This is a genomic window from Asticcacaulis sp. P2_C5 (genome assembly GCF_056404555.1).
The window spans coordinates 234,945-256,664 of the sequence record NZ_JBFUDU010000005.1 but is presented as its reverse complement, the minus strand read 5'-3'; the positions used below and the strand labels follow the sequence as shown (position 1 = coordinate 256,664).

General features: G+C 56.4%; 17 protein-coding genes. 1 reads left to right on the top strand and 16 read right to left on the bottom strand.

Features of this window, described 5'->3' with window-relative positions:
• From AC1DXO_RS10985 to AC1DXO_RS10930, 12 genes are all read right to left on the bottom strand, one after another.
• A complete protein-coding gene (locus tag AC1DXO_RS10985; RefSeq protein ID WP_476978182.1) occupies positions 1-1,395 on the bottom strand; it encodes a hypothetical protein in 1,395 nt (464 codons plus the stop codon).
• A gap of 103 nt (positions 1,396-1,498) precedes the next feature.
• The gene (locus AC1DXO_RS10980; protein WP_476978181.1) at positions 1,499-2,041 is read right to left on the bottom strand and encodes a hypothetical protein; all 543 of its coding nucleotides are present in this window, start codon (positions 2,039-2,041) and stop codon (positions 1,499-1,501) included.
• Positions 2,042-2,118: 77 nt separating this feature from the next.
• The gene (locus AC1DXO_RS10975) at positions 2,119-3,594 is read right to left on the bottom strand and encodes a UDP-N-acetylmuramoyl-L-alanyl-D-glutamate--2,6-diaminopimelate ligase (RefSeq protein WP_476978180.1); all 1,476 of its coding nucleotides are present in this window, start codon (positions 3,592-3,594) and stop codon (positions 2,119-2,121) included.
• Positions 3,594-5,351, bottom strand: a complete 1,758-nt coding sequence (locus AC1DXO_RS10970) for a peptidoglycan D,D-transpeptidase FtsI family protein (RefSeq protein ID WP_476978179.1) — start codon at positions 5,349-5,351, stop codon at positions 3,594-3,596. The genes AC1DXO_RS10975 and AC1DXO_RS10970 overlap by 1 nt, the downstream gene beginning before the upstream one ends.
• Complete coding sequence (gene ftsL / locus AC1DXO_RS10965) at positions 5,351-5,839, bottom strand: cell division protein FtsL (RefSeq protein WP_476978178.1); 489 nt, start codon at positions 5,837-5,839, stop codon at positions 5,351-5,353. Before ftsL ends, AC1DXO_RS10970 begins: the two co-directional genes overlap by 1 nt.
• Positions 5,836-6,804, bottom strand: coding sequence for a 16S rRNA (cytosine(1402)-N(4))-methyltransferase RsmH (rsmH, locus tag AC1DXO_RS10960; protein WP_476978177.1), 969 nt, complete (start codon positions 6,802-6,804; stop codon positions 5,836-5,838). Before rsmH ends, ftsL begins: the two co-directional genes overlap by 4 nt.
• Positions 6,804-7,265, bottom strand: a complete 462-nt coding sequence (locus AC1DXO_RS10955) for a division/cell wall cluster transcriptional repressor MraZ (RefSeq protein ID WP_476978176.1) — start codon at positions 7,263-7,265, stop codon at positions 6,804-6,806. The genes rsmH and AC1DXO_RS10955 overlap by 1 nt, the downstream gene beginning before the upstream one ends.
• 442 nt (positions 7,266-7,707) lie before the next feature.
• A complete protein-coding gene (locus AC1DXO_RS10950) occupies positions 7,708-8,910 on the bottom strand; it encodes a hypothetical protein (protein ID WP_476978175.1) in 1,203 nt (400 codons plus the stop codon).
• 516 nt (positions 8,911-9,426) lie between these two features.
• Positions 9,427-11,199 carry an HAD-IIIC family phosphatase gene (locus AC1DXO_RS10945; protein ID WP_476978174.1) on the bottom strand — a complete coding sequence of 591 codons (1,773 nt, stop codon included), beginning with the start codon at positions 11,197-11,199 and terminating at the stop codon, positions 9,427-9,429.
• Positions 11,200-11,594: 395 nt separating this feature from the next.
• On the bottom strand, positions 11,595-14,555 hold the full coding sequence (locus AC1DXO_RS10940) for a glycosyltransferase (RefSeq protein ID WP_476978173.1): 2,961 nt from the start codon (positions 14,553-14,555) through the stop codon (positions 11,595-11,597).
• A gap of 106 nt (positions 14,556-14,661) precedes the next feature.
• Positions 14,662-15,528 carry a hypothetical protein gene (locus AC1DXO_RS10935; RefSeq protein ID WP_476978172.1) on the bottom strand — a complete coding sequence of 289 codons (867 nt, stop codon included), beginning with the start codon at positions 15,526-15,528 and terminating at the stop codon, positions 14,662-14,664.
• Between the two features lie 297 nt (positions 15,529-15,825).
• Positions 15,826-18,213 carry a hypothetical protein gene (locus AC1DXO_RS10930; RefSeq protein ID WP_476978171.1) on the bottom strand — a complete coding sequence of 796 codons (2,388 nt, stop codon included), beginning with the start codon at positions 18,211-18,213 and terminating at the stop codon, positions 15,826-15,828.
• Between the two features lie 142 nt (positions 18,214-18,355).
• On the opposite strand from AC1DXO_RS10930, the gene AC1DXO_RS10925 reads away from it, so the two are divergent.
• The gene (locus AC1DXO_RS10925; RefSeq protein ID WP_476978170.1) at positions 18,356-18,628 is read left to right on the top strand and encodes a hypothetical protein; all 273 of its coding nucleotides are present in this window, start codon (positions 18,356-18,358) and stop codon (positions 18,626-18,628) included.
• Here AC1DXO_RS10925 and AC1DXO_RS10920 read toward each other — a convergent pair.
• The 4 genes from AC1DXO_RS10920 to AC1DXO_RS10905 all read right to left on the bottom strand — a co-directional run bounded on the left by AC1DXO_RS10920 (position 18,585) and on the right by AC1DXO_RS10905 (position 21,708).
• Positions 18,585-19,625 (bottom strand): aromatic ring-hydroxylating oxygenase subunit alpha, encoded by a 1,041-nt coding sequence (locus tag AC1DXO_RS10920; RefSeq protein WP_476978169.1) that lies wholly within the window; start codon positions 19,623-19,625, stop codon positions 18,585-18,587. The two genes, AC1DXO_RS10925 and AC1DXO_RS10920, sit on opposite strands and share 44 nt — an antisense overlap.
• Positions 19,622-20,977, bottom strand: a complete 1,356-nt coding sequence (locus AC1DXO_RS10915) for an APC family permease (protein WP_476978168.1) — start codon at positions 20,975-20,977, stop codon at positions 19,622-19,624. Before AC1DXO_RS10915 ends, AC1DXO_RS10920 begins: the two co-directional genes overlap by 4 nt.
• 81 nt (positions 20,978-21,058) lie before the next feature.
• Positions 21,059-21,433: a YbjN domain-containing protein gene (locus AC1DXO_RS10910; RefSeq protein ID WP_476978167.1), complete on the bottom strand. Its 375-nt coding sequence runs from the start codon at positions 21,431-21,433 to the stop codon at positions 21,059-21,061.
• A 14-nt stretch (positions 21,434-21,447) separates the two neighbouring features.
• Positions 21,448-21,708: a hypothetical protein gene (locus tag AC1DXO_RS10905; RefSeq protein ID WP_476978166.1), complete on the bottom strand. Its 261-nt coding sequence runs from the start codon at positions 21,706-21,708 to the stop codon at positions 21,448-21,450.
• Positions 21,709-21,720: the final 12 nt, after the last annotated feature.

The window sequence follows — 21,720 nt, the reverse complement described above, 5'->3', positions numbered from 1 at the left end:
TTAGTATATAGGGCAGTTCATCCAGCGATAGGAGCGTGCCCAGGTGATGCCCATGGTTCGGACCAGGACAAACCCTTTGCGCTCCGCGGGGCCGTCATTGGCAACGGAGCAGTTGTTCAGATAGATGCTGGGCTCGTAATTATCGATGCGCCGGGCGTCGAGATTGCCGTCCTTGTCGAGGCTGACCTGCGCCACGTCGTAGCTGCGATAGCCGCCGTCATAGAGATAGTCGTCGACCCGGCCGCGCTCGTTCAGCACCACCACGGTCGCCGAACCCAGATGCTGGCGGCGCAGATAATCCGCTGCCATGTCGAAGCAGCTTCCCTTATCCTGAGGTCCCTTGTCACGCCAATTGTGGTGCTCGCCGCAATCGACGATGAAAAAGTCCTCGCCATAGGCCTCATAGACCGCGGTCGGCACGGGCGCCAGCGGGGCGCCGCAGCTGTTAAGCGCGCCTTCGGTGATGAACAGGCCGCTGCTTTCCTGGCTGACATGCCAGCCTGTGCTCTCGACCGCCGAACAACCGGCCTCGCCGTTCAGCATCGACTTATCGACCCAGCGGCTGTCGGCCTTGAACTTGCCGGAGCTCTTGCGCTTCAACACCCACTGGTCGACCTGCTGACCGCTCAGAACGTCGCCGGCCCTGGTCGGTTGCCGAGCCGCGATCAGGTCCAGTTCCTTAACCGTGCTGTGCGCCTGCAGATAGCTCACGGCGGGTTGGGCGCACCAGGTCGTACGCAACGAATATTGCGAATCGCAGGTAGTCCCGGGCGTCGCCAGATAGCGCATCTGGCCCCACAGCTTCAGCATCTCGGTGCGGTGCCAGCCATGGACCGAGCCCGAGGCGATGGCGGGGCCTTCCGGCCGGTAGGGACCTTGCGGGCGTTCAGGGCCGCCGTCACAGCTTACCACCTGGCTTTCATAGGCGACGTCACTCCCACTCTCGGTTTCAACGGCATAGCCCACACCCTCGCCGTTCAGTGCATAGCAATTGTCCGGCACGGTCACGTCGGAGGTCTGGAGATCCACGCGTTCGGCGACCAGGGTCTTGCCGTCCATATGGGCGTCAAACAGGGCAAAATCGCCGCCGTAACGGCCGGCAACGCGGTCACCGGCACGGGCCTGTCTATACAGCCCCAGCACGCGCGTCGGTGCGGTCGTCAGCTTGGCCATAAGCTTGTCGAAGCATGGCCCACCGCCCTTGGGCTGGGCCGTCGCCGGGCAGCCGCTGCGCGCCGTAGCGATCATCAGCTTGTCGCCCTCGACCTCGCGCACCGTTCCGAACTGCGCCGGACGGATCAGCTTGGGCTGATAGGTCTGGGCGCCCGCCCCAGAGCTTACGGAAACCGTGGGCAGGACCAAAAAAGCGGCAATCGCCAGCAAACGCATCGACATGAAACTACCCCTGACAGACCCGACGCACGACTTAACCGCCTGGCGCACAATTAGGCAATAACCTGTTTAGGCAGGTATCTGCTGAACCGCGACTGAATGTGACTCAGATACTGTCGATCTGCGTCATTTGGGTGCTGAACGGCCCCATATAGTAGATGCATTCCGCGCCGGTCTTCGAATGGACAAAGGCACCCGAAATCCTGACCGTATCGCCGACATGCAAGGCTGCTACGGTCGGATAAAGCGTATCTGTGGTCTGGAGAATTTCGTCCAGCTTGATGTTGCCACCGATATCGACTTCGAAGTCGATCGACTTGTTGACGGTCGAGGTGCGGATATCGTCGACCGTGCCGATCCAGCCCTTGAATCCGGTGATCTTTTCAAAGCCGGCACAGAAGGTGGCGGGCGCTTCCTCGCGCAGCTTGTCACGTTCGGCGTCACTGCTGGCAGCGCTCTGGGCAGATTTCACGTCGGCTGAAAGGGCGAGAAAATCGATCTGCGCCTGCGGCCATTCGGGCTTTGCCGCGGCCTCAGTATTGGCCGAGACCGGCGCGGACGCAGGGGCCGGCTCCGGCGCCCTGTCACAGGCGGTCAGGATCAGAAAGGCTGTCAGGGCTGGCAGGATGGTCAGGCGAAACGCGTTCATGCTGGATCTCACATTCGGTCCGCCACAAATGACACCAATGTGTCACGGCGGTCAAACGATTCACGGTCTGGTAGCGTTTACGCCTTTATGGCCTGTTGAACCACCGAAACATCGTCGAACGGCAGTATCTTGTCGCCGATGATCTGGCCCTGTTCGTGGCCCTTGCCGGCGACCACCAGCACATCGCCCGTTTTCAGGCCCGCCACGGCTTCGAAAATCGCCTTTTTGCGGTCGCCGATCTCGACGGCGCCCGGCCCCATGCCGGCCAGGACCTCGGCGCGGATCGTCGCCGGATCTTCCGAACGCGGATTGTCGTCGGTGACGATAGCACGGTCGGCCAGCCGGTCAGCAATGGCACCCATCAGCGGTCGCTTGCCGCGGTCGCGGTCGCCGCCACAGCCGAATACGGTCACCAGCTTGCCCTGGGTATGGGGACGCAGCGCCTTCAGCACCGTTTCCAGCCCGTCGGGTGTATGGGCGTAGTCGACATAGATCTCGGCGGCATTACGCTTGGCGCCGACGCGCTCCAGCCGTCCCCGCGCGCCCTTGAGCCGCGACAGGGCGTGGATGACTTCACCGGCGTCCTCGCCGGCGGCGATACACAGGCCCGCCGCCACCAGGGCATTGGAGGCCTGGAACAGGCCGGCCAGCGGCAGCTTGGTCTCATATTTGCGGCCGTGGTGCTCAATATACAGGATCTGGCCGTCCACCGTCAGGTCGCGGCCGGTCAGGCTGAGCCCCCGACCGCGCTCGCCGACGCTCATGACGCTGGCGCCCGACAGGATGCTCATGGCGGCAAAGGCGTTGTAGCTGTCGGAATCGGCGTTGAGCACGGCCGTCTTGCCGCGCGGCAGAAGCTGCTCGAACAGGCGCAGCTTGGCCGAACGATAGGCGTCCATGGTGGCGTGGTAGTCGAGATGGTCCTGAGTCAGGTTGGTGAAGCCCGCGGCGGTCAGCGAGACTCCGTCCAGCCGGCGCTGGTCTATGCCGTGCGACGAAGCTTCCAGCGCCAGGTGGGTGACGCCGTCATGGGCCAGGTCGGCCAGGTGGCGCGCCATGTCGGCGGCGTCGGGCGTGGTCAGGCCTGGCCCGGTGACCGCCGTCTCGGTGCCGTCGGCGTCGGACTTGACGACGCCCAGCGTTCCCATACTGGCCGACTTGTGACCCAGCAGGCTGAAAATCTGGCGGCAGAAGGTGGCAACCGACGTCTTGCCATTGGTGCCGGTGATGGCGACGCAGGTCTTGGGCTGGGCGCCGTAAAACGCCTTGGCGGCCAGGGCATAGGCCCGGCGCACATCCGACACCTTGACCAGAAGAGCTTCGGCCGAGTCCATGGCCGCCGTATCGTCCGGAGCCAGGATCGCTGCGGCGCCCTTGGCCAGGGCCTGGGGGATGTAATTACGTCCGTCATTGCCGGATCCGGGAACGACTCCGGGCAGGGCACAGAAAAGCGTCCCCTCCCCGACTTTTCGGCTGTCCGCGGTCACGCCCGTAACGAACGGGTCGTGATCGAGATCGCGGCGCAGGATGTCGGACAACCGTACACTACTCATTAGTGGTCTTCCCCTGTTGCATCTTCCGGCGCCACGGGTGCCTTGTCCCATTGGGCCGAGTTGAACTTATCTTCCTTGCGCTGCACGCCGAGGAACGGCGCGATGCGATCGATCACGCGGCCAGCCACGGGTGCGGAAACGAATCCGCCCATTCTTGAGCCACTACTTGCTGCCGAGCCCTTGGGCGAGTCAACCATGATCAGCACCAGGTAACGGTTGCCGTCGATGGCGCCGTCGGTCGGAAACACGGCGGCGAAGGAGGCGATATTGTCGGCCGAGTAATGGCCGTTGACCGGCTTCTGCGCCGTACCGGTCTTGCCGCCGACGCGCAGGCCGGGAGCATTAGCGCGTGTGCCGGTGCCTTTCAGGGCGTTGGCGCGCATCAGGTCCAGCATGGTGCGCGACGTGGCGGCAGAAAAGACCCGCGTGCCCGGCAGGGGCGATGTGCCGTCATATTTGCGAATGGTCAGGGGGCGCAGATAGCCGCCGTTCAGCAGGGCGCCGACCGCTTCGGCGTAGGACAGCGGCGTGATCGCCATGCCCTGGCCGAAGGCGCTCTGGGTCAGGGCCATGTCGGTCCATTTTTTCGGATACAGCGGCGCCGCCGGTTCGGTCAGCTCGATGTCCGCCGAACGGAACAGGCCCAGCGCCTCGTAATAGCGCGTCACATTGGGTGCACCGGCGTCGAGCGCGACGCGCGAGGTGCCGATGTTCGACGACTTGATGAACACGTCTTCCAGGGTCATCAGCGTGGTCGAGGCGTGTTCGTCATGGATAGCGCGGCCGGAAATGACCAGGGGCGCGCGGCCGTCATAGACCGAGTTCAGCGACGCCGTGCCGGTGTCGAGACCGATGCCGAGCGAGATCACCTTGAAGATCGAGCCCAGTTCGTAGCGATCGACGGCGGCGTGGTTGCGCTTGATTGCCTCGCTGTAGGCGCCGGGCTTGTTGAGATCGAAATCGGGCCAGCTGGCCATTCCCAGGACTTCGCCGGTCTGGACATTGGTGACGATGCCGATGGCGCCCTGGGCTTGCTGGTCCTCGGCGGCGGCGCGCAGTTCGTTTTCCAGCGTGCCCTGGATACGCAGGTCCATGGCGAGCGGCACGCCCTCATTATGCAGGGCGGCCTGGAGGATCTGGGCCTGCAAGGCCTTTTCAGCGCCGGACAGGCCTTCACCGCCGCGCTGGGTCATGCCGATATAGGCCGAGCCGGTGGCGGCCAGGGGATAGTCGCGGACGCGATGGGCTTCGAAACTGATACCGGGAAGACCGTAGTTGAGGATGCGCTCGCGATCACCCGCCTTGAGGTTGTTGACCAGCAGCAGGCGGCTGTCGCCATCGAACACCTTGTCGATGGTTTCGCGCGGCACCTGCGGAAACAGCTGCATCAGGGCCTGGCGGACCAGGCTGCGATCCTGCGGCGTCATGTCGGTCGGATCGACAAACAGGCTGTAGTCATTGACGTCAGTCGCCAGCAGCTGGCCGTTGCGATCGACCAGTTGGCCGCGGGCATTGGGCTCACCCGTCAAGGCCGCCATCTGGCCGGGCGAACCGCTGAGCGACGCCCGGGCGGCAAACACCATCAGGATGACGAAGGCAAAGCTCAGCCCCACCAGTATGGCGAAGATGCGCATACGTGTGCTGGTCGCCTTTTGATTGGCGGCATTGGCGCGCTCGAAGGCGTGCTCAACTTTCCAGACTCGGTCGGCGACCCACTGGAAGCCGGACTGTGTCGACTCGAAGAAGGAGACGCGCATCAATGCTCCCCTTTCTTGTCGGTCAAAGACTTGCCGATTTGGGGCTTACTTGCCTGAGGCTGCTCGATCGTCTTGATCATGTCGGCATCGGGATCGGGCGTTTCGTCGATAGCCGCCGGCGCGGGCGTCACGGCAGGCGCAGCGGCGCCGGTCATCGGCTTCGACGTTGCATGCGATATTTCCCCCAGCGAGTCGAGCCGGGCCTCGTGGGCTGCCGACACCGGCTGCATGCCGAGATACTGCTTGGCCAGGGCTTCCAGCCGCGACGGCCGCTCCAGTTGGGCGACCTTGATCTTCAGCGACTGGACAGCGTCCTTTTCCGCCGCGATCTGGGCGTCGAGCTGGCTCATGCGGCGGACATCCTCGCCTTCGCGCGCCTTGGACAGGCAAACCCAGAAGATCATGCCCAGCGCCAGGACGATCCCGATCAGCTCGATCAGGCGAATACCGCGCACACGTTGTTCGAAAAGACGGATAATGGCGTTCATTGGGCAACTCCAGCCGTTGCAACAGCTTCGGTGCGCCGGACGGCGCGCAGCTTGGCCGACCGGGACCGTGGATTGACCGCGATTTCGGCTTGGGACGCCTGGACGGCCTTGGGTGTGATGAGGGTGTACAGGGGCACGCGCGTCTTACTCTTACTCAAAACCAGGGGCGCATGACGCGAACCACCCGACATCTTTCCCACACGATCATTAAAGAAATTTTTAACGATACGATCTTCAAGCGAGTGAAACGTAACCACGGCGAGAACGCCGTCAGGACGCAGCAAGGTTTCGGCCATATCGAGTGCCCGTTCCAGCTCGCCCAGCTCGTCATTGACGGCGATGCGCAGGCCCTGGAAGGTTCGCGTCGCCGGATGGACCGGCGCGCCGCGCCGACCGCCCAGGGCGCGTTCAACCACCTCAGCCAGGTCGAGCGTGCGTTCGAAGGGCCGTTCCTCGCGCCGACGGACAATGGCCGAAGCGATGGCGCGCGACTTGTGTTCTTCGCCGTACAGCCAGATGACATGGGCGATCTCGTCCTTGTCGTCGTCATTGACGATGTCGGCGGCCGACTTGCCTTCCGTGCTCATACGCATGTCGAGGGGTCCGTCGCGCATGAAGGAAAAGCCGCGCTCGGCCTCGTCCAGCTGCATCGACGATACGCCGATATCGAGCACGATGGCGTCGCACGCCGCGTGACCCAGCTCGGCCAGCCCCTCGGCCATCTCGGAGAAGCAACGATTAACCCATTGGAAGTGGTCGGGAAATTCTCTGGTCAGAGCATCGACAAACGGCCGCACCCGGGCATCGCGGTCGAAGGCCACCACGCGCGCGCCGCCCTGCAAAAATGCGCGCGAATAGCCGCCGGCGCCGAACGTGCCGTCGACGATCAGCTTGTCCTTAAGGTTACCAAGAACGGTTAAGACCTCGGGCAACATAACGGAAAGGTGGGCGGGCGCGTCGGACATTACTGATACAGCGCCTCACGCTTGGCGAAGGCCGCTTCGACCAGCAGGTCCTGCGCCTGGGTATGGGCGGCATAGGCGCCGGGCTCCCAGACCTGGAAGGATTCGCCCAGGCCGGCAATGACGACATCGCCGGTCAGGCCGAACTGCTCGCACAGCTTTTCCGGCAGGGTGATCCGCCCAGCCGTGTCGAAGGCCAACTTGCTCATAGACGCGTAAAACCGCCGCTCGAGGGCAGCGCGTGTCGGCGACAGCTTGGGATATTCGTTGATGACGTCGCGATAGGTGGCGAAGAACGCGGCGCCGCCACATTCGAGACAGGACGCATTGACGGCGGCGAAACAATAGACCCCTTCGAACGGCTCGACACCGTCATGGGGCGACAGGGCCGCGGCGCGATAGTCCTGCGGCACCAGAAGCCGCCGCTTACCATCCAACTGCTTCTCGTGACTCGAGAGAAACACGCTCACGCCGGACAGTATATGCCCGCTCCCTGAACACTAAAATTGACTCGTCTGAACCCAGCCTTGCCGGCCAAATCAGGGCCGCGCCGTCATCAGAGTTAACATGGGATTAAATGGGACGCAATGACTCCAAATGACACTGAAGCAAGATTCTCAGGCAATATGCCAAAGCAAAACCGCAGTATTGCTCAATAACAACAGGAACATACATAGAACAATATGACAGCACGGACTAGCTCCTGCCGGCAAATATCTGATTTTCTGGAAATTTTCGCGCGCACTTCATCCTCATGCGCAAGGCCAACGCTTCGACTGGGGATGGATTCAGCATTTGCTGTACCTGACGACAATCCGAACCCTGACGCTGCCGCCGAGCGACCCGCCATTATCTCTTATGATCTTACGTCGAGGCTCACGGGACCGGGCAACCCTTAGGTAGATCTTAGCATGAGCCTAATTGTGACAGATGAATCATATAAGACATTAGCCTCGCATCGGTCGAAATTGCATGGCCGATAGGTCCTGAGAAATAAATACGCTCGGCTCGATTTGAATCGGTCGCTTGTGAAATCGTAACCGTTGCATGGCTGTTGAGCATATCTAATGTCATCTTGCTATTTGGCTCGGACTCCAACCAAATTATTAGAGGCTCGTCCATTTTTCCATTACAACTAATAATTTCCACCCTAAACTGACCATTTTTTTTGCCACGTGGGACAAGTACGCTGGCGTTAGCGCATGAACCAAGCCAGCGCACAGTCATATCGGAAATAACTTCAATGCCGTACCATCCAGCCTCGAAGAATGGCTTTGGATCACTTTCTAGCCAACGATCCAGACATTTCTTTTCCAGGTCAGCAATCGATAAATGATTCCATTTCTTCTTACGAAAATCAGATGCCGCAAGATAGACGTCGAATTCGTGGCGAAGATAATATCTCAATCGATCATGGTCAGCAGATAGGTATTCGTTAATTTCATTTTCCGACGCTTCTTTTGACGAGCCATTCACATTGGGCATAGTCGACGGAGGAAAGCCAAGCTCATAAAACAATCCAAGATAGTCTAGATGAAAAGTGTTCGTCTCCATGATCCAGTCAATTTCCGGCAAATTGTCCAGGCATTCAGCTGCCAATCTTTCGGCTAAATCTTGGTCAAACTGAATCGGCGTAACGTCTGTCGATGAGCACATTTGCATTGTGCAACCACTTAAATTGTAAAGCATTTTGGGGTTGAGCACAAAATCACTAAAGGAGCATGATCTGGCAGTTTCAATGCCAGATCTTTCATCATCCGTTATAGCCAAGTTCAAATCAAATTTTCTCCACCAAGTGTAGAGAGAAAATGCTCGTTCTATTGGGTCTCGAATTGTAAGTACTAGCTTTCGCGCCGAATTACTGCCTTTAGAAAGAGGAAATCCACCATGAAAGGACGCATAGATTGAATTATCAATAATCTTCACCAATTTTTCTGCAAAAATGTTAAAGTCATTGGTGGTAATAATTAATTTTTCCACTTGAGAATGATTGGTTAATCCATACGAAGGAATATTAGAAGACACAATATTTGCAATAGACGTTCCGCCAGTTCTCGGAGTATGCAATAGGGTAACTGGCGAATTCGCTTTTGCATTAACGTTTTTCATATTATGATTTACCTTCAACCGTTAACCACCGACTAAATTTAATATCAGCTTTGGCTAACCCAACGTCGACTCAGCATTCCTTACGTCCAAATTGTTTCGAGATTTCGCATGGACACCTGCTCCGTCTGGACGCATGTTCGCGTCACGGCGGCCTTGACAGTCATCGCCACAGTCCTTTTACATCTAGAGGATTCGACGCACAACAAGCTCCATGAATAGCCATTTGTGTCAAAAAAATTATAAGTGCAAGTTATGAAAGGCTCTCATATGGTGCGTTTGCAGACCATGGCGTCGAGCAACCACGGAAAGGCCATCCTTCAAAAGACTCCGCTGCGCTCGACAGCATCTCGTCCCGACTCCAACTTCGACGCTTAACGTATACATCCACTTTAGACACATGCAACCCTTGCAAACGGCGGCGTAACCGTTTCGGACTATACAAAAGCCGACAAGAGATGAAAAATCACGCGACTTTGCAAGACGCCACTCGCCTAATGCGTGCGTAAAAACCGAGAATCAAACCAAATTAATTAAACTTTTTTCGAAACCAAGCTCGTTAATACTGTAGCCACTCGAAGGAAATAATTGTTGGCAAGGTCCGTTTTTATCGGTCACAACAAACCGCGCGGAAATATTCGAAGAACCGCTTTCAATAAAAGCTTTCTCTATCTTTTGGAGCACTAGAGTTTCGACTTCCAAGCCAAAAACTCTACAACTCATCACCATTTGCTCTATTGACGCTGAACTCAACAAAGCCACACCAACTAAGCCATATTCTGAAAAACGGTCAGAAACGGTCCAAGTTAAAATTCTATTCCCATTTATAAGGAAGTGCTTGATCTCTTCCAAGGACCACCTCCTTCCGGTGGTGTTAAATTGGTTGGTTTTATTTAAAAGTTCGAGAGCACGGAGTAAGGACGCTTCGATATCAGAAGTAATATAGTTATATGAAATATTGATGCTAAGAGAGGCCAAAAACTCTTCCCTGGACATGGTCTTCCGGACAGCCTCGCGCTCAGCTTGTGAGCTCATTAATTTATTTCTGGCAGCCGATTCGTCCGTGATATAGGGGACTTGTGTTTCAGAACTCCATATCAAAATGCGTTTTAGCGTGTATGGGTTCGCAGGAATTACCCTTATATCCGGAAACGCAAGCGATACTTGCTCCCGTTCCACAGGATTATCGTCCACAAAAGCAACATTCTGTGGAAGCAGGTTCGCAGTCGCCAGTATTTCGGCTACTCCCTCAACTTTAGGCGACCAAGATATCTTCCTAATGGCAAAATCGGTAATTGGCAGTCTTGGGCCGATAAGTTTACTCCAGATACTTTCGACTATCTTTTCGTCATTCTTGCTTGCCAATGCCAAGATAATTCCACGATCACGTAAGGCACGAATAGCGTCGATAAGACCGAGCGGCCAACCCTCCATCGCATTAGGCGAAATGGAGTCCGCTTCGGCCATTACCCCTCTCCACAGAGTATCATCAATATCGAAAATCACCATTTTTACCGCGTCGATACCGCGCGCAGTTTTATACATGCTTATTATTTCAGCCCACAAAAGGCCCAAAAACTTGTGTGGCCTGTCTTCGACACCATACAGGATAGATGGCGGCTGAACCGGCTCAAGCCTGGCCTGATCCAACCGGTATTCGGAATCATTCAAAAGAGACCCATGGTTGTCTGACCATACATACTCGTCCTGAAAGTACCTTTTCCCGTAAGTAGCGCCAATACCATCTGCATCCAGCATGTACATGTTTGAATTATTTTGCATCAAGTGAGACAGATGTTCGTTTAATTTTTCTATGAAAAAAGCCCTGTTACGCAGAGTGTACTTAGGTAACAACCTGCCCATATTATTTTGTTGCGGAACAAAAAAATTGCATACGAACGTTAACAAGCCATGCTCTCTATTATACTTAATAGATGCTTGAAAAATCATTTCTAACCGATTTTTAGCCAGTTCCAACGCTTCGACATAGTGTGAATATTCAGAGTATTTAACTTCGTTAAAAAAGAAATCAGGCAACACCGATCTAAGCGGTAGGCTTATGATTTGAAAATCATAAGCAGATATTTGATCGAAATCTTTATCTTCTAGATCAGTTAAGTTATTAAATACAATATAGTCTGAAAAAATACCGTCTAAATCATAAACATACGACGGGAAATGAACCATCAGACAAGAAGCAATTAGCAGATAACGCCTTATAGTAACTTTTGTTTTAGATAGTTCAGTCGGATTTCGAAATACAACATCTTCAATTAATGCTTTCATATCCATCTTTGTAGTGCCTAACAGTCGGTATTAACTTATTGATGGTGTGTGATTTCGGAATATGCGCCGATTAGCACATTTATTGGCAGCCTAAGTTAGAAAAAACTCCAATCCAAACTCATTTTCATTCTTCGATAGCGTCGTATATCAGGTGTTTCGGCATCAGTCTAATTTAACTCCTATTTTTAGAACCTGAATTGTATCAGCTTATGCTTGTACGAAAGATCGCCTCCAAGCGTATCTAGAGTCTTCCTCCGTACGGAAGGCTGATGCAGCGTTCCTGGTACAGGTGCACTTCTGCCGGTCGTAATGGGCATTCAGCAGATCCGTAATTCACGCCTTTATGCTGCACGCCCCAACTCTGCTGCCCTGAATGTCACACCTTTTACTGTCGCCGGCAACTACAAGAGGTCGAGAAGGTTTTCGCAGAATTTTTCATCGGAATATCTCGCAGCGGCAGCAATTGCTCTTTGGGACAGGTCCTCCAATTGGCTTAACGGCATTCGCTGAAGTTTTCTCACGACCGCCGAACATTCAGCTATCGAATCATACGCAAATCCACAACCGGTTTCCTCAATTATTTCCTTAGGCCCCCCTGCATTGTATACAATTGGAATGCAGCCATAGGACATGGCCTCTACAATTGAAATACCAAAGTGTTCTTGCCGTTCCGGGACGGCGGTAAGGCTGGATCCGTAACCGCAGGCATGAATATAGAGGTGGGCGTCGGACAAATATTGTTCCAGATCGGCTCGCGGCGCATTCGTCGTAATGACTGCATCCTTAGCAATTTCACGGATCAACTCAAGATATGCAGCCTGTTCAGAAGTGCCATTAAATCCGCCCACAAGTGCCAATTGGGCGTCAACAGAGGTTTTTTGAATTTCCTTCAAAATCAGTGCTGCGACATGTTGATTCTTTGAATGCCCCCCCCGCTCAAATCTTCCAACAGAGATCAACTTTGGCTTGAGGTGGAAACCGCTGAAATCCTTTGCCCCCGCCGGTAATACTCTTACGGGCGGCGACAATACCTGAACTTTCGACTCTTTATGAATTTCTGTCAGCTTTCTTTCCACGTTTCTTTTCGTGAATTGGCTATTGCACATATAAAAGTCAATGTTATCAATGCCATCAAATTGAAAATTGTCCTGAAAATGGGACGAGAAAGGAAACTGACAATGATAGATGTTCCTTTTGCCAAATAGCCTGATCGGGGGCGCCAGTTCGTTACCCATAACGATCATCAGGTCGGGCTGAGTTAAACTATTCAAGCTATTCAAAGTTTTTATGCTTACTGAGCTATCTTCACTCAGGGTTAAACCAAGGTCCGACATAACAAACGCCAAGCGATCACGACTCAGCAAGCGCTCAGTAACTAGCGTCACATTATATGTTTTGCTAAGGATACTTAAAATTGATAGAATATAGCGCTCCCCTCCACCTATGCTTACCGGGTATGGGGTATAAATTACAGCGGACGGCCTGTCCGGGTACTGTTGCATGAAAGCCGACTTAAACGGCGCGAATGAGCGCGGCTTACATAGCTTCGGTTTATACTGCCAACGGCGACGGAAAACATCGCGGTTTCTGGCGATTTGCGTCATAAAGTTGGAACCAAGAAAATCACGGGTTGTCGCATTTTCTACATGGATAACATAGTTGTCATACAACAAATCGATATGGTGACCGGCCGCGCGTATCCGCATACAAAGGTCGGTATCTTCAAAATAGAGTGGCTCAAAGATATAGTCGTAGCCGCCAACGTCTTCCAAAATTGCCCGGCGAACACAAAAGCTGGCCGACGATACGTAGTCGGTCTGGACGACGCCTTGCACAGGCGCGTAACGCATGTGATCGCGCAGGGGTGTGTTTTTGTAATCCTGAATTTGCTGCCCGGATCCCATTATAGCGCCGCCATACTCCTGTACAGTTCCATCAGGAAATAGGAAAGGGACGCCACAAGCTGCAGCGTCAGGTGTCGCATCCAAGTGAGAGACAAGTCGCTCCACAGTTCCCGGACCAACATAAGCATCGTTGTTCAAAAAATATAAATACTCTCCAACCGCCAAATCTTTTGCGACATTGTTTCCTTCGCCAAAAAACAAATTTGCGTTTGAGCGCACAAGGCGAATTTTTCGATGATTCTTAAACAGACCTAATAGCAACTCCGCCTGCCAGGAGTCACTGCCATTATCGAAGACAATAATCTCGGTGTGTTCATCCGAATGTTTGGCAGCGGCGATGGCACTGAAGAAGGTATGAGCGACCTTGTTATAATTCAGAATGCAAATGCTGGTTTTAATATCGATAGGGGTTGATGAGCTGGAGGTAAGAAAATACCCGATAATATCGATTAAATCGCTCCCCATGATACGCGTGTTAAGGGCGGTAACGGGATAAAGTCCCGAGGCATATTTCAAGCAATTTTGCAGTGTTTGCGGTCCCAGCTCCGTCTCAATATTCGAGCGCGTAAAGCGGATCAGAGGGTGGCTAGATTTAGCCGGTGAGACGTCTTCAGATGTGCCCAATTTATGGGAAGCCGAAGCGGGCAAAGACCGTGAGTATTCATTTGCACGGTGATTATAATCATACGCATCAAAAAAGGGACTCATAACCGGGGCAGAATTGGGCCAAGCTGCTATGGCGTCAGACCACACATCTCCATATTCTAACGGTGAGCTCGGCAAGCTGCCATGCAATGCCGCAAACCGAAGATCACAGAGAGGGTGCGGCCAACCGCCATGAAATTGCGAAAACAATAGATAGTCGATCAATTCGTTTTCGTAGGTTAATTCCGAACAGGTTCGGCGGTAAAATTCGGGAAGGAAAAATACAAACCTGGCCTTGGCCAAGGATTGATTTGGATTAAACAGATCGGCTACCCACTGATAGAGGTCAGCAGCCCCAGACTGCAAGAAATCCTCTTCACAGATCAGTGGATGAAAATCGCACCAACTACCTTGCTGCAAGCGCGTCAAAAACAAATATATGGCGTCGTCCGCATCACATTTCTGCTTCAACGAAAAATATTTTAAATTGAATAAGGGGCCAAAAAGATGGGGCGTCGGGCTCTTGTCGCCGAATTCGACGTAAAGCAAATTTTGTGGAACAAGGTCGGCGTATATTCGTTGCAAAAGTTCAGGGTTAAGAAAAGGGCTCGGAGAAGCACCCGTTTGATACCCGATGGTATCATAGTGCTCCAACGCAGCTTCTTCGTTCAAAAACTCCATCCCACCAATATTATAATTTTTGTAATCGAATAAAAAATCATATCTGACCTTACCCTCATTAGAATTCGACGTCTGAGCCGATTTCTTAGGGCCAAATTTTTTTACGATTTTCTTTAACGCTGTCAGAGTCATGCACTTTTTCTTCGAACAAATTGTGAACTTCTTCATATCGAGTGTCGGTCCCGAAAGACGAGCGCCACCCCTCTCCGCCTCTATCTAAGCTACTTGCACCGCATCCTCAGTCGCCGCACGTCACCCCGGAAGGCATGATTTGCTTCGCCGTCAGGTTTGAACGCTTGTTGTCGTAGGTATCTCGGAGGCTGGGACGCAGGCCTTTCGACCGCCCGAACCGGAGGTAATGCACGGCACCGCCACGGGCAAAGGGATACTCCTTCGCCGCACTCGGATAGTTGTCGAGGTAGGCCCCTTCGTCAAAATTCTCCGGCAATGAGCCGAATCGCGTCTCCAGCGAGGCAATCGCAATTTCGACATTTGCGTATCTGCCGTTGGCGCGGCCAATCATCATGTAGTGATGCAGCAGCGCCTTGCCGTCTAGGCCAGCGGCGTCGGCATAGTAGGCACGGTAAAATGCCGGGTCAAATTCAGCAGCATCTTCGGCTTCCCCACGCAATTCCTTGTTATAGGCTGTTTCAGGATCGACATAGGCTAGGCCGTTGCGAAAGTGTGTCTTGATCTGGCCAAGGAAATAGGCAAGCGGCAGCACATTGGCCGGCAGGTCGTCCGCAACAGAGGCGCGATAAGCCTTTTCGTCAAATACGGGTCCAGGCTGGCGCTGTTCAGCGGCGCCATATTTTATGTAATGCACCAGTGGATTTATGTTAGCACGCGCAATATCGGGGTTAGCGTCCAAATACCACCTGGAATCGAAATAGGGATTTGGGTCGAATCCTTGCTTCCAACCAGATTCGAGATAATCAGCGATCGGATCACCGCCCAATATGCGCAGCACCTCGTTTCGCGATAAATAATAGTCTTCATCAAAGAGTCCGGATTCCCGCACCAAGGCGACCGGCTTAATCTTGAACACATTGTTATTTATATAGTTTATTACGCCTATGGCGCCCCCCATAAACTTTAAATTCATCGCTTTTCCCGGGCACTAAACTTTCGCAATCGCATTTTCATGCTTTTCACACTGAACAGTTTTGTTGATTTTCATCCTGCTGCCGTAAAGTTCGACTTTTCGGCGACATCGAAAACGAATTATAAATACCGCATTGCGGTAGAGTTTCCTAGGGTTGAAACAAATTTTTATCCACGAATTTGGACTAAGTGACATCCATGCCATGGAGCGGGTACAGCACGTTGCTAAACAGGACCTTTGCATTCAAGATTTCCCAGGAAGAGTCGCAGTGAACGGCCGCGAACCTTTCTCAGCCGCTCAGGTAATCCAGTCGCTCAGGGACTTGCTGGTGCAGTCATCGCCATTGCAATGGACAAGGAAGGCGCCGCCGACCCAACTGGCCGACCAGTTGACATAATAGCTGTCCCCGTCCAGCGAACGGAAGATGTTGATGATCCGCGGCGGATAAAAGGGCGTCTTGTCGCGGCCCAATTGCTTCAGATCTTCGCTCGAATAGACGACCAGCCGGAAAGGTGCGTCGGCAATGCCGGAAAAGACGTCGGTGTCCGACACGACGAAGACAGTGTAACGCCCCCCTGCCTTCGGGGCCGAACCGCCCAGAGCACCCAATATCGGATCGTCGCCCGGCTCGCGCGGCTTCAGCACGATCGCGCCGGCATCATGGCCGACCAGATGCTGCAATATGATCCGCGCCAAGGCCTTGGTGGCCGGATTGGCGTTCGGGTCGTAGGCCGTCAGCGGCACCGCGTCGTTGTCGTCGCGAATGCCGTCACCGTCACTGTCGGCATTATCCGGCTTCAGCCCCAGCCGCGCCTCCTCGATATCGGTCATGCCGTCGCCATCGGAATCGGCCGCAAGGTCGGCCAGGGCCATGTCGAGATAAAGCCCGGAGGCTTCGCGCCTATAGCCCAGGGCGACCGGCGGGAAAGTGATGGTCTTCGGATCGATCTCGCGCACCTGGACTTCGAGATTGAGGTGGTCGCCATTGATCAGGGGCAGGCGTGAACCCACCGTGGCGACATAGGGGAAATACTGCTGCAGCCCGAGATAGACCTGGCGCTGCCACTTGCCGGCGCGTCGCTGGGCCATCCACAGGCCGTAGGCCGGAACCTCGCCCGGCAGGTCGAAGTCCGCAGACTCATAGATCAGGGTCGCCTCGTCGCCCTTGCCCTCGTACCGGATGACGTTGTCCGCCGGCACGGGCAGGTTCGCGGTCTTGGGCAAGGTCGGCGCAGCCTTGCCACCCCAGGCGGCGACACCTTCCGGCAACGGCTTTTCCGTCCATGGCGGTGTCAGGTGCGTCGCCACGACATGGACGGGTGCAGAACTGGCCTGCGAAGTTTGCTCGGCCGCCTTCAGCGCCGCGATTCGCGACGCCCAGGCCGACTGCCGGGCGATGACATCGGCGGGCAGCAGGTCGCTCAGGTGCGACAGGACGGGAGCATCTGAGTTCCAGTCATTGAATACGGTCTGGTTGTTCAGCCAGGCCGCCATGTCTGTGTAGCCCGCCCTGGCCAGGCGATCGGCCACCAACTGGCGCACCGCCGGCGCTTCCCGCGCCGTCGCAAACAGCCAGCCATCGCCCGACATGCCGCCGACGCCGGAACTGCAATCGCCGCCGGCAGGTTTGGCTGCGGCATTGTCCGGCTTAGGACGGCCCTCGATATACAGGCTGAACAGATCCTTGTCGGCTATCGCCGGCGTCATGGCATCCCGCACTATGTCCAGCGCGGTCTGGCTGGCGCCATCGCGCTTCCAGTCCGCCGGATAGACGTGCGCCAGTACGTCCGCCGCCTCGGCCGTCTTGCCTTCACGCCACAGCGCGGCCGCCAGACGATTGCCGAACAGATAGCTGGCATCGGCCTGACGGCACAGCTGGTTGCCCGTCAGGCCGGCCGGCGTATAGGGCAGTTGGGCACGCAGGGCGTCCGGATAGGCGAGGTAGTGCGCGACGGCGTCCTGATCCAGGCCCAACGTCAGATCCTGGTCGAGAATGACCTGCGCCAGGGCGGCCCGCCAGGCCAGGCTTCCCGGCACGTCGGCCAGCCGGGCTTCGCTGGCGTCGAGCACCGCCGGGACCAGGCCATCCATCTCGTCAGGTGCACCCGAAAACGCGGCGCCTTTCAACTGGGGCAGCGGGATGCCGGACGGATCGTCCGGCAACTTCAGCAGGGTCGCTACCAGATAGGCGCTTTTTTCATTGTAGCTCAACAATTCCGCAAAGATCGCAGCGGCCTGGGGATGGTTCCAGGCCAGACGGATAAAGGCGGCCGTATCGCCTTCATCGATCTGCTTGCCCAGCCACAGCAGCAGCTTGCCATCGGGCTCCTGGGCGGCGGTGGCCAGCGCTTCCTCATACAGGGGTGTGCCGGGCGCGAACTCACAATGGCTTTCGCACGTGTTGTCGTTGACCACCATGTGGACGACCAGGGCAGCATCGGCCTGCGCCCGGGCGGGATCGAGCTTCATCCGGTTGGCGAAATCGGCGAGCGCCGCGGCCTGCGTCTTGGTATGGGTCGCGGCCTGATACAGTTGATCCTCGAAATCGTCGGCGTCCGCATCACCGTATTGCGAATAGGAGTCGGTGACGAAGGTATTCCAGTCGCTGGTCGAAATCGGTCCGGCGCACACCGGCGTCGCGGCAAAGGCCACCATCAGCGTGATGACAAGATTACGAATGCGCATGTGCGTCCCTCCCCGGGTTCTGGCCCAAGTCTATCAAACTCCGTCGAGCCGGTATATGCCACGCGACAGACGGATGCCGGCCAAACTGCATTGGCAAGGCGCCGATCCTGTGCCAGACAGGTTCTTCGACAGGAATGCCCATATGCGCCTTATATTTCAGTCTGTTATCATCGTCGTGGCCATCGGCCTGATCGCGCTCAGCTACCCGTTCGCGCGTGACGTCACTGTGCGCAATATCGCGAAACCCTCGGGTCCATACACCGTGCCCTATGAGACCCACGGCGGCATTGTGTACATTTCCGAACACGAACAGCGCATCTTCTACGCCATCTACGGGCTGACGGGCGCCTGCCTGATCGGTCAGCTAATGCTCAGGCGCCGATCGCGTCCCGCACCCAGCTCTGAAACGCCGTAATGGCCACCTCGTGTTTCGGCGACAGGCGTCCGGTGCTGTAGACACCGGCATTCAGGTTTTCCTGCACGCGTTCGGTGATCCACTTGTCCTCGGCTGTCACCTGGTCCGACATGGCAAGCGTCGCGTCCGGCACCGCCTCGCCGCCCGGCGTCAGATAGATATAGTCGAGGCGCGTCCGGTCATGACCGATCGGCGACATGCGCTCGATCATCAGCCCGCGGTTATAGACATTGATCGCGATATTGGGCCACAGCCACGCCCAGACCCCGTCATAGACGGCATCGGCAGATCTTGGTGGGACTTCGTGCAGCGCCACCCTGCCCTCGACCGTCACGCGGTATTTGTCGGCCTGGACCTCGGCATCGAGACCGGGATGGATATTGGGCACGTGATAGCCTTCGAGATAGTTCTCGACATAGGTCTTCCAGTTACAGCCCAGGTCGTGCGAACGGCGCAGGGCAACACCCAGGCCCGACCAGTCGACGGCGCCCAGCCTGGCGTCGATGGGCGCCATAAGATCGGCCAGGTCAGGCAGATCCGTACCGATCCCGACAAAGATCAAACCGCGCCACAATGTCAGTTGCAGCGGAAACAGGCCGAAATCACGCGGATCGAAATCACTAGCCGCACCGAAGTCGCGCGCCATGCGCAAGCGGCCATCCAGCGTGTATTTCCAGCCGTGATACTGGCAGGTCAGGTGTCCGTCGCAGACGCCAGATGCTTCGCGCACCAGCGGCCCGGCACGATGGCGGCAGACATTGTGAAAGCCGCGCAGGGTGCCGTCGTCGCCGCGGACCACCACCACCGGATAACCGGCCAGCGTATCGGCCCACCAGGTACGGGGTGCGAGCACCTCGCTCTCGTGGCCGACAAACTGCCATGTGGCGGCGAAAATTTTCTGCCGTTCGACCGGCCACAGCTGCGGGTCGGTATACCATGACGCCGGTGCGGTCACGGGCGCAATCGCCTTGGCAACGGGGGCAATATCGTCGCTCATGAGGGCTTCCTGCGCAGGAGATAGATGCCGTAAATCGCCGTGCCCGAGATCAGCAGGACCACCGTGGCCCAGGCCAGTTTCCACGTCGAGTCCCAGCCGGTACCCGGCGCCGGGATGAAACTGCACACAATGGCCGACAGCGACACCAGGAAGCCCATGAGCGCGATCCACCGCGAACGCGGCCGGTTATCCGCCACCCACCAGGCGACGAACAGGAATAGAAACGGCAGGGTGTAGCTGAGCGTGCTCATGGCGACGATGAAGTCATAGACCCCGGCCAGGGTCTTCACCCCCGCCTGGCTGAAGATGGTGATCACCACGACCAGTGCCGTCTGCAGCCAGATGGCGACATAGGGCGCGCCGGTCTTCGGATCGCGCTTGCCAACCACGGCCGGAAGCATATGGTCTATGCCGACGGCAAACGGCAGCCGCGCCGCCGCGCCGAACCAGGCGCTCAGGCCACCCAGCAGAACCACGGCCAGGCCGGCCAGCAGCCACGGCGTCAGCCAGGCAACGTGCAGCTTGTCGACCGCCACGCCCAGGGCGCCGGGCAGGCCATCGAGACGCGATGCGGTCTCCTGCGGCAGGATCATCAGCATGCCTGCCGTCCCCAGGACATAGGCCAGGGCCAACCCGATCCCGACCAGGATCAGCGCCTTAATGATGGTGGCCGGCCCGCCCCTGGCCTCGTTGCGCAACAGGGCCACGCCCTCGGCGCCGCCATAACCGAAGACCATGGTTGCCCACAACAGGGCGGCATTGCCATCCAGCTTCGGCAGATAGTTGGCTGTGGCGAAATTGGTCGCCGAACCCGTCGTGCCGGCAAAATAGAACCCGGCCACGGTCAGGAAGACCAGTAGGGCGATCGACACCACGGCGCCGACGGAGGACAGCCATTTGCCGAGATTGAGGCCGCGGCTGTGCATCCAGCCCACTATGATGACCAGGACGGACGAGGCGACCAGGACACCGGTAGGCTGGGTCAGGAGGTCGCCAGCCTGTTCAAAGCCCAGCCCCTTGAGCACGGTGCCGCCCAGATTGACGATAAAGACCAGCAGGCCCGAGAAAAATGGCAGGTTGCACGCCCAATAGATCCAACCGCACAGAAAGCCCATGAAGGGACCCATGGTCTCACGCGTCCAGGCATAAACGGCGCCTTCACCGGGAAATTTTTCCGACAGGGCCATGGTGGCCATGGACAGCGGTACCAGGAACAGCACGGCGGCAATGGCCCAGATGGGGATGGCGACAGGCCCGGTGGCAGCACCCGAGGCCAGCCAACGGATGCCGAAATTCATCGCGGTGGCGTACAGGACAATGTCCCATAGCCCGACTTTTTTCGCTGTGTCCATGAACGCTCTCCCTAAGGGGGAGAGTGCGTCCGCTTTCCGTCCGCGTCAAGACCAGTTAGGACAGCGGCCGCAAGGACCCCATCAGCCGAAATAATCACCTAATCGCGACAGTTGCAGGCACCAGACGGCGAAGGCGGAGCTCAGTGCCGCCTTTTCGTCACCGAAGAGCAGCACGTCGAAATCGACGGCCAGGGCGCCGCTGTCCATGACATAGGCTTTAGCAAAGCGGTTTTCGAGATTCCACCGGTTGACCTTGGCCAGGCTGAGACCCGACAGGGTAATGCCGACAAAAAGTTGCAGGGATGTGACGTCCTTTTGCGGATTGGCGCCGGTAATAAACAGCAGGCAGTTGAGGCCCAGAGCTGTAAACCGGTAGACATCGTTCTGACCAACGACCGGGGTCAATATGCCAAATCCGGCGTCTTTCGCCGCCAAAAGCAGTTCGCGCGTTTTCATAAATTTTTCCTGGCTCAGGCGCTCAGCGCGGCAGGCTGCGGGGCGACAGCGGTCGCATGCGGCGGCAACTGGGTATTTTCCATGGCCGCCAGGGACTTCACGTCAACCGACTGACGAACCTGCGGCAACACGTCGGGCAGGGACTGCACTGCCTCTGCCTTGATATCGAACTGCCTGTTCTGACACAGAAGCAGCAACCGCCTGGCTTCCCGCTTTTTGCGGTCTTCGAATAATCCGAACATCACAAACTCCACCCCTAAACAGGCGTCGACCATAGGTCACCGTCC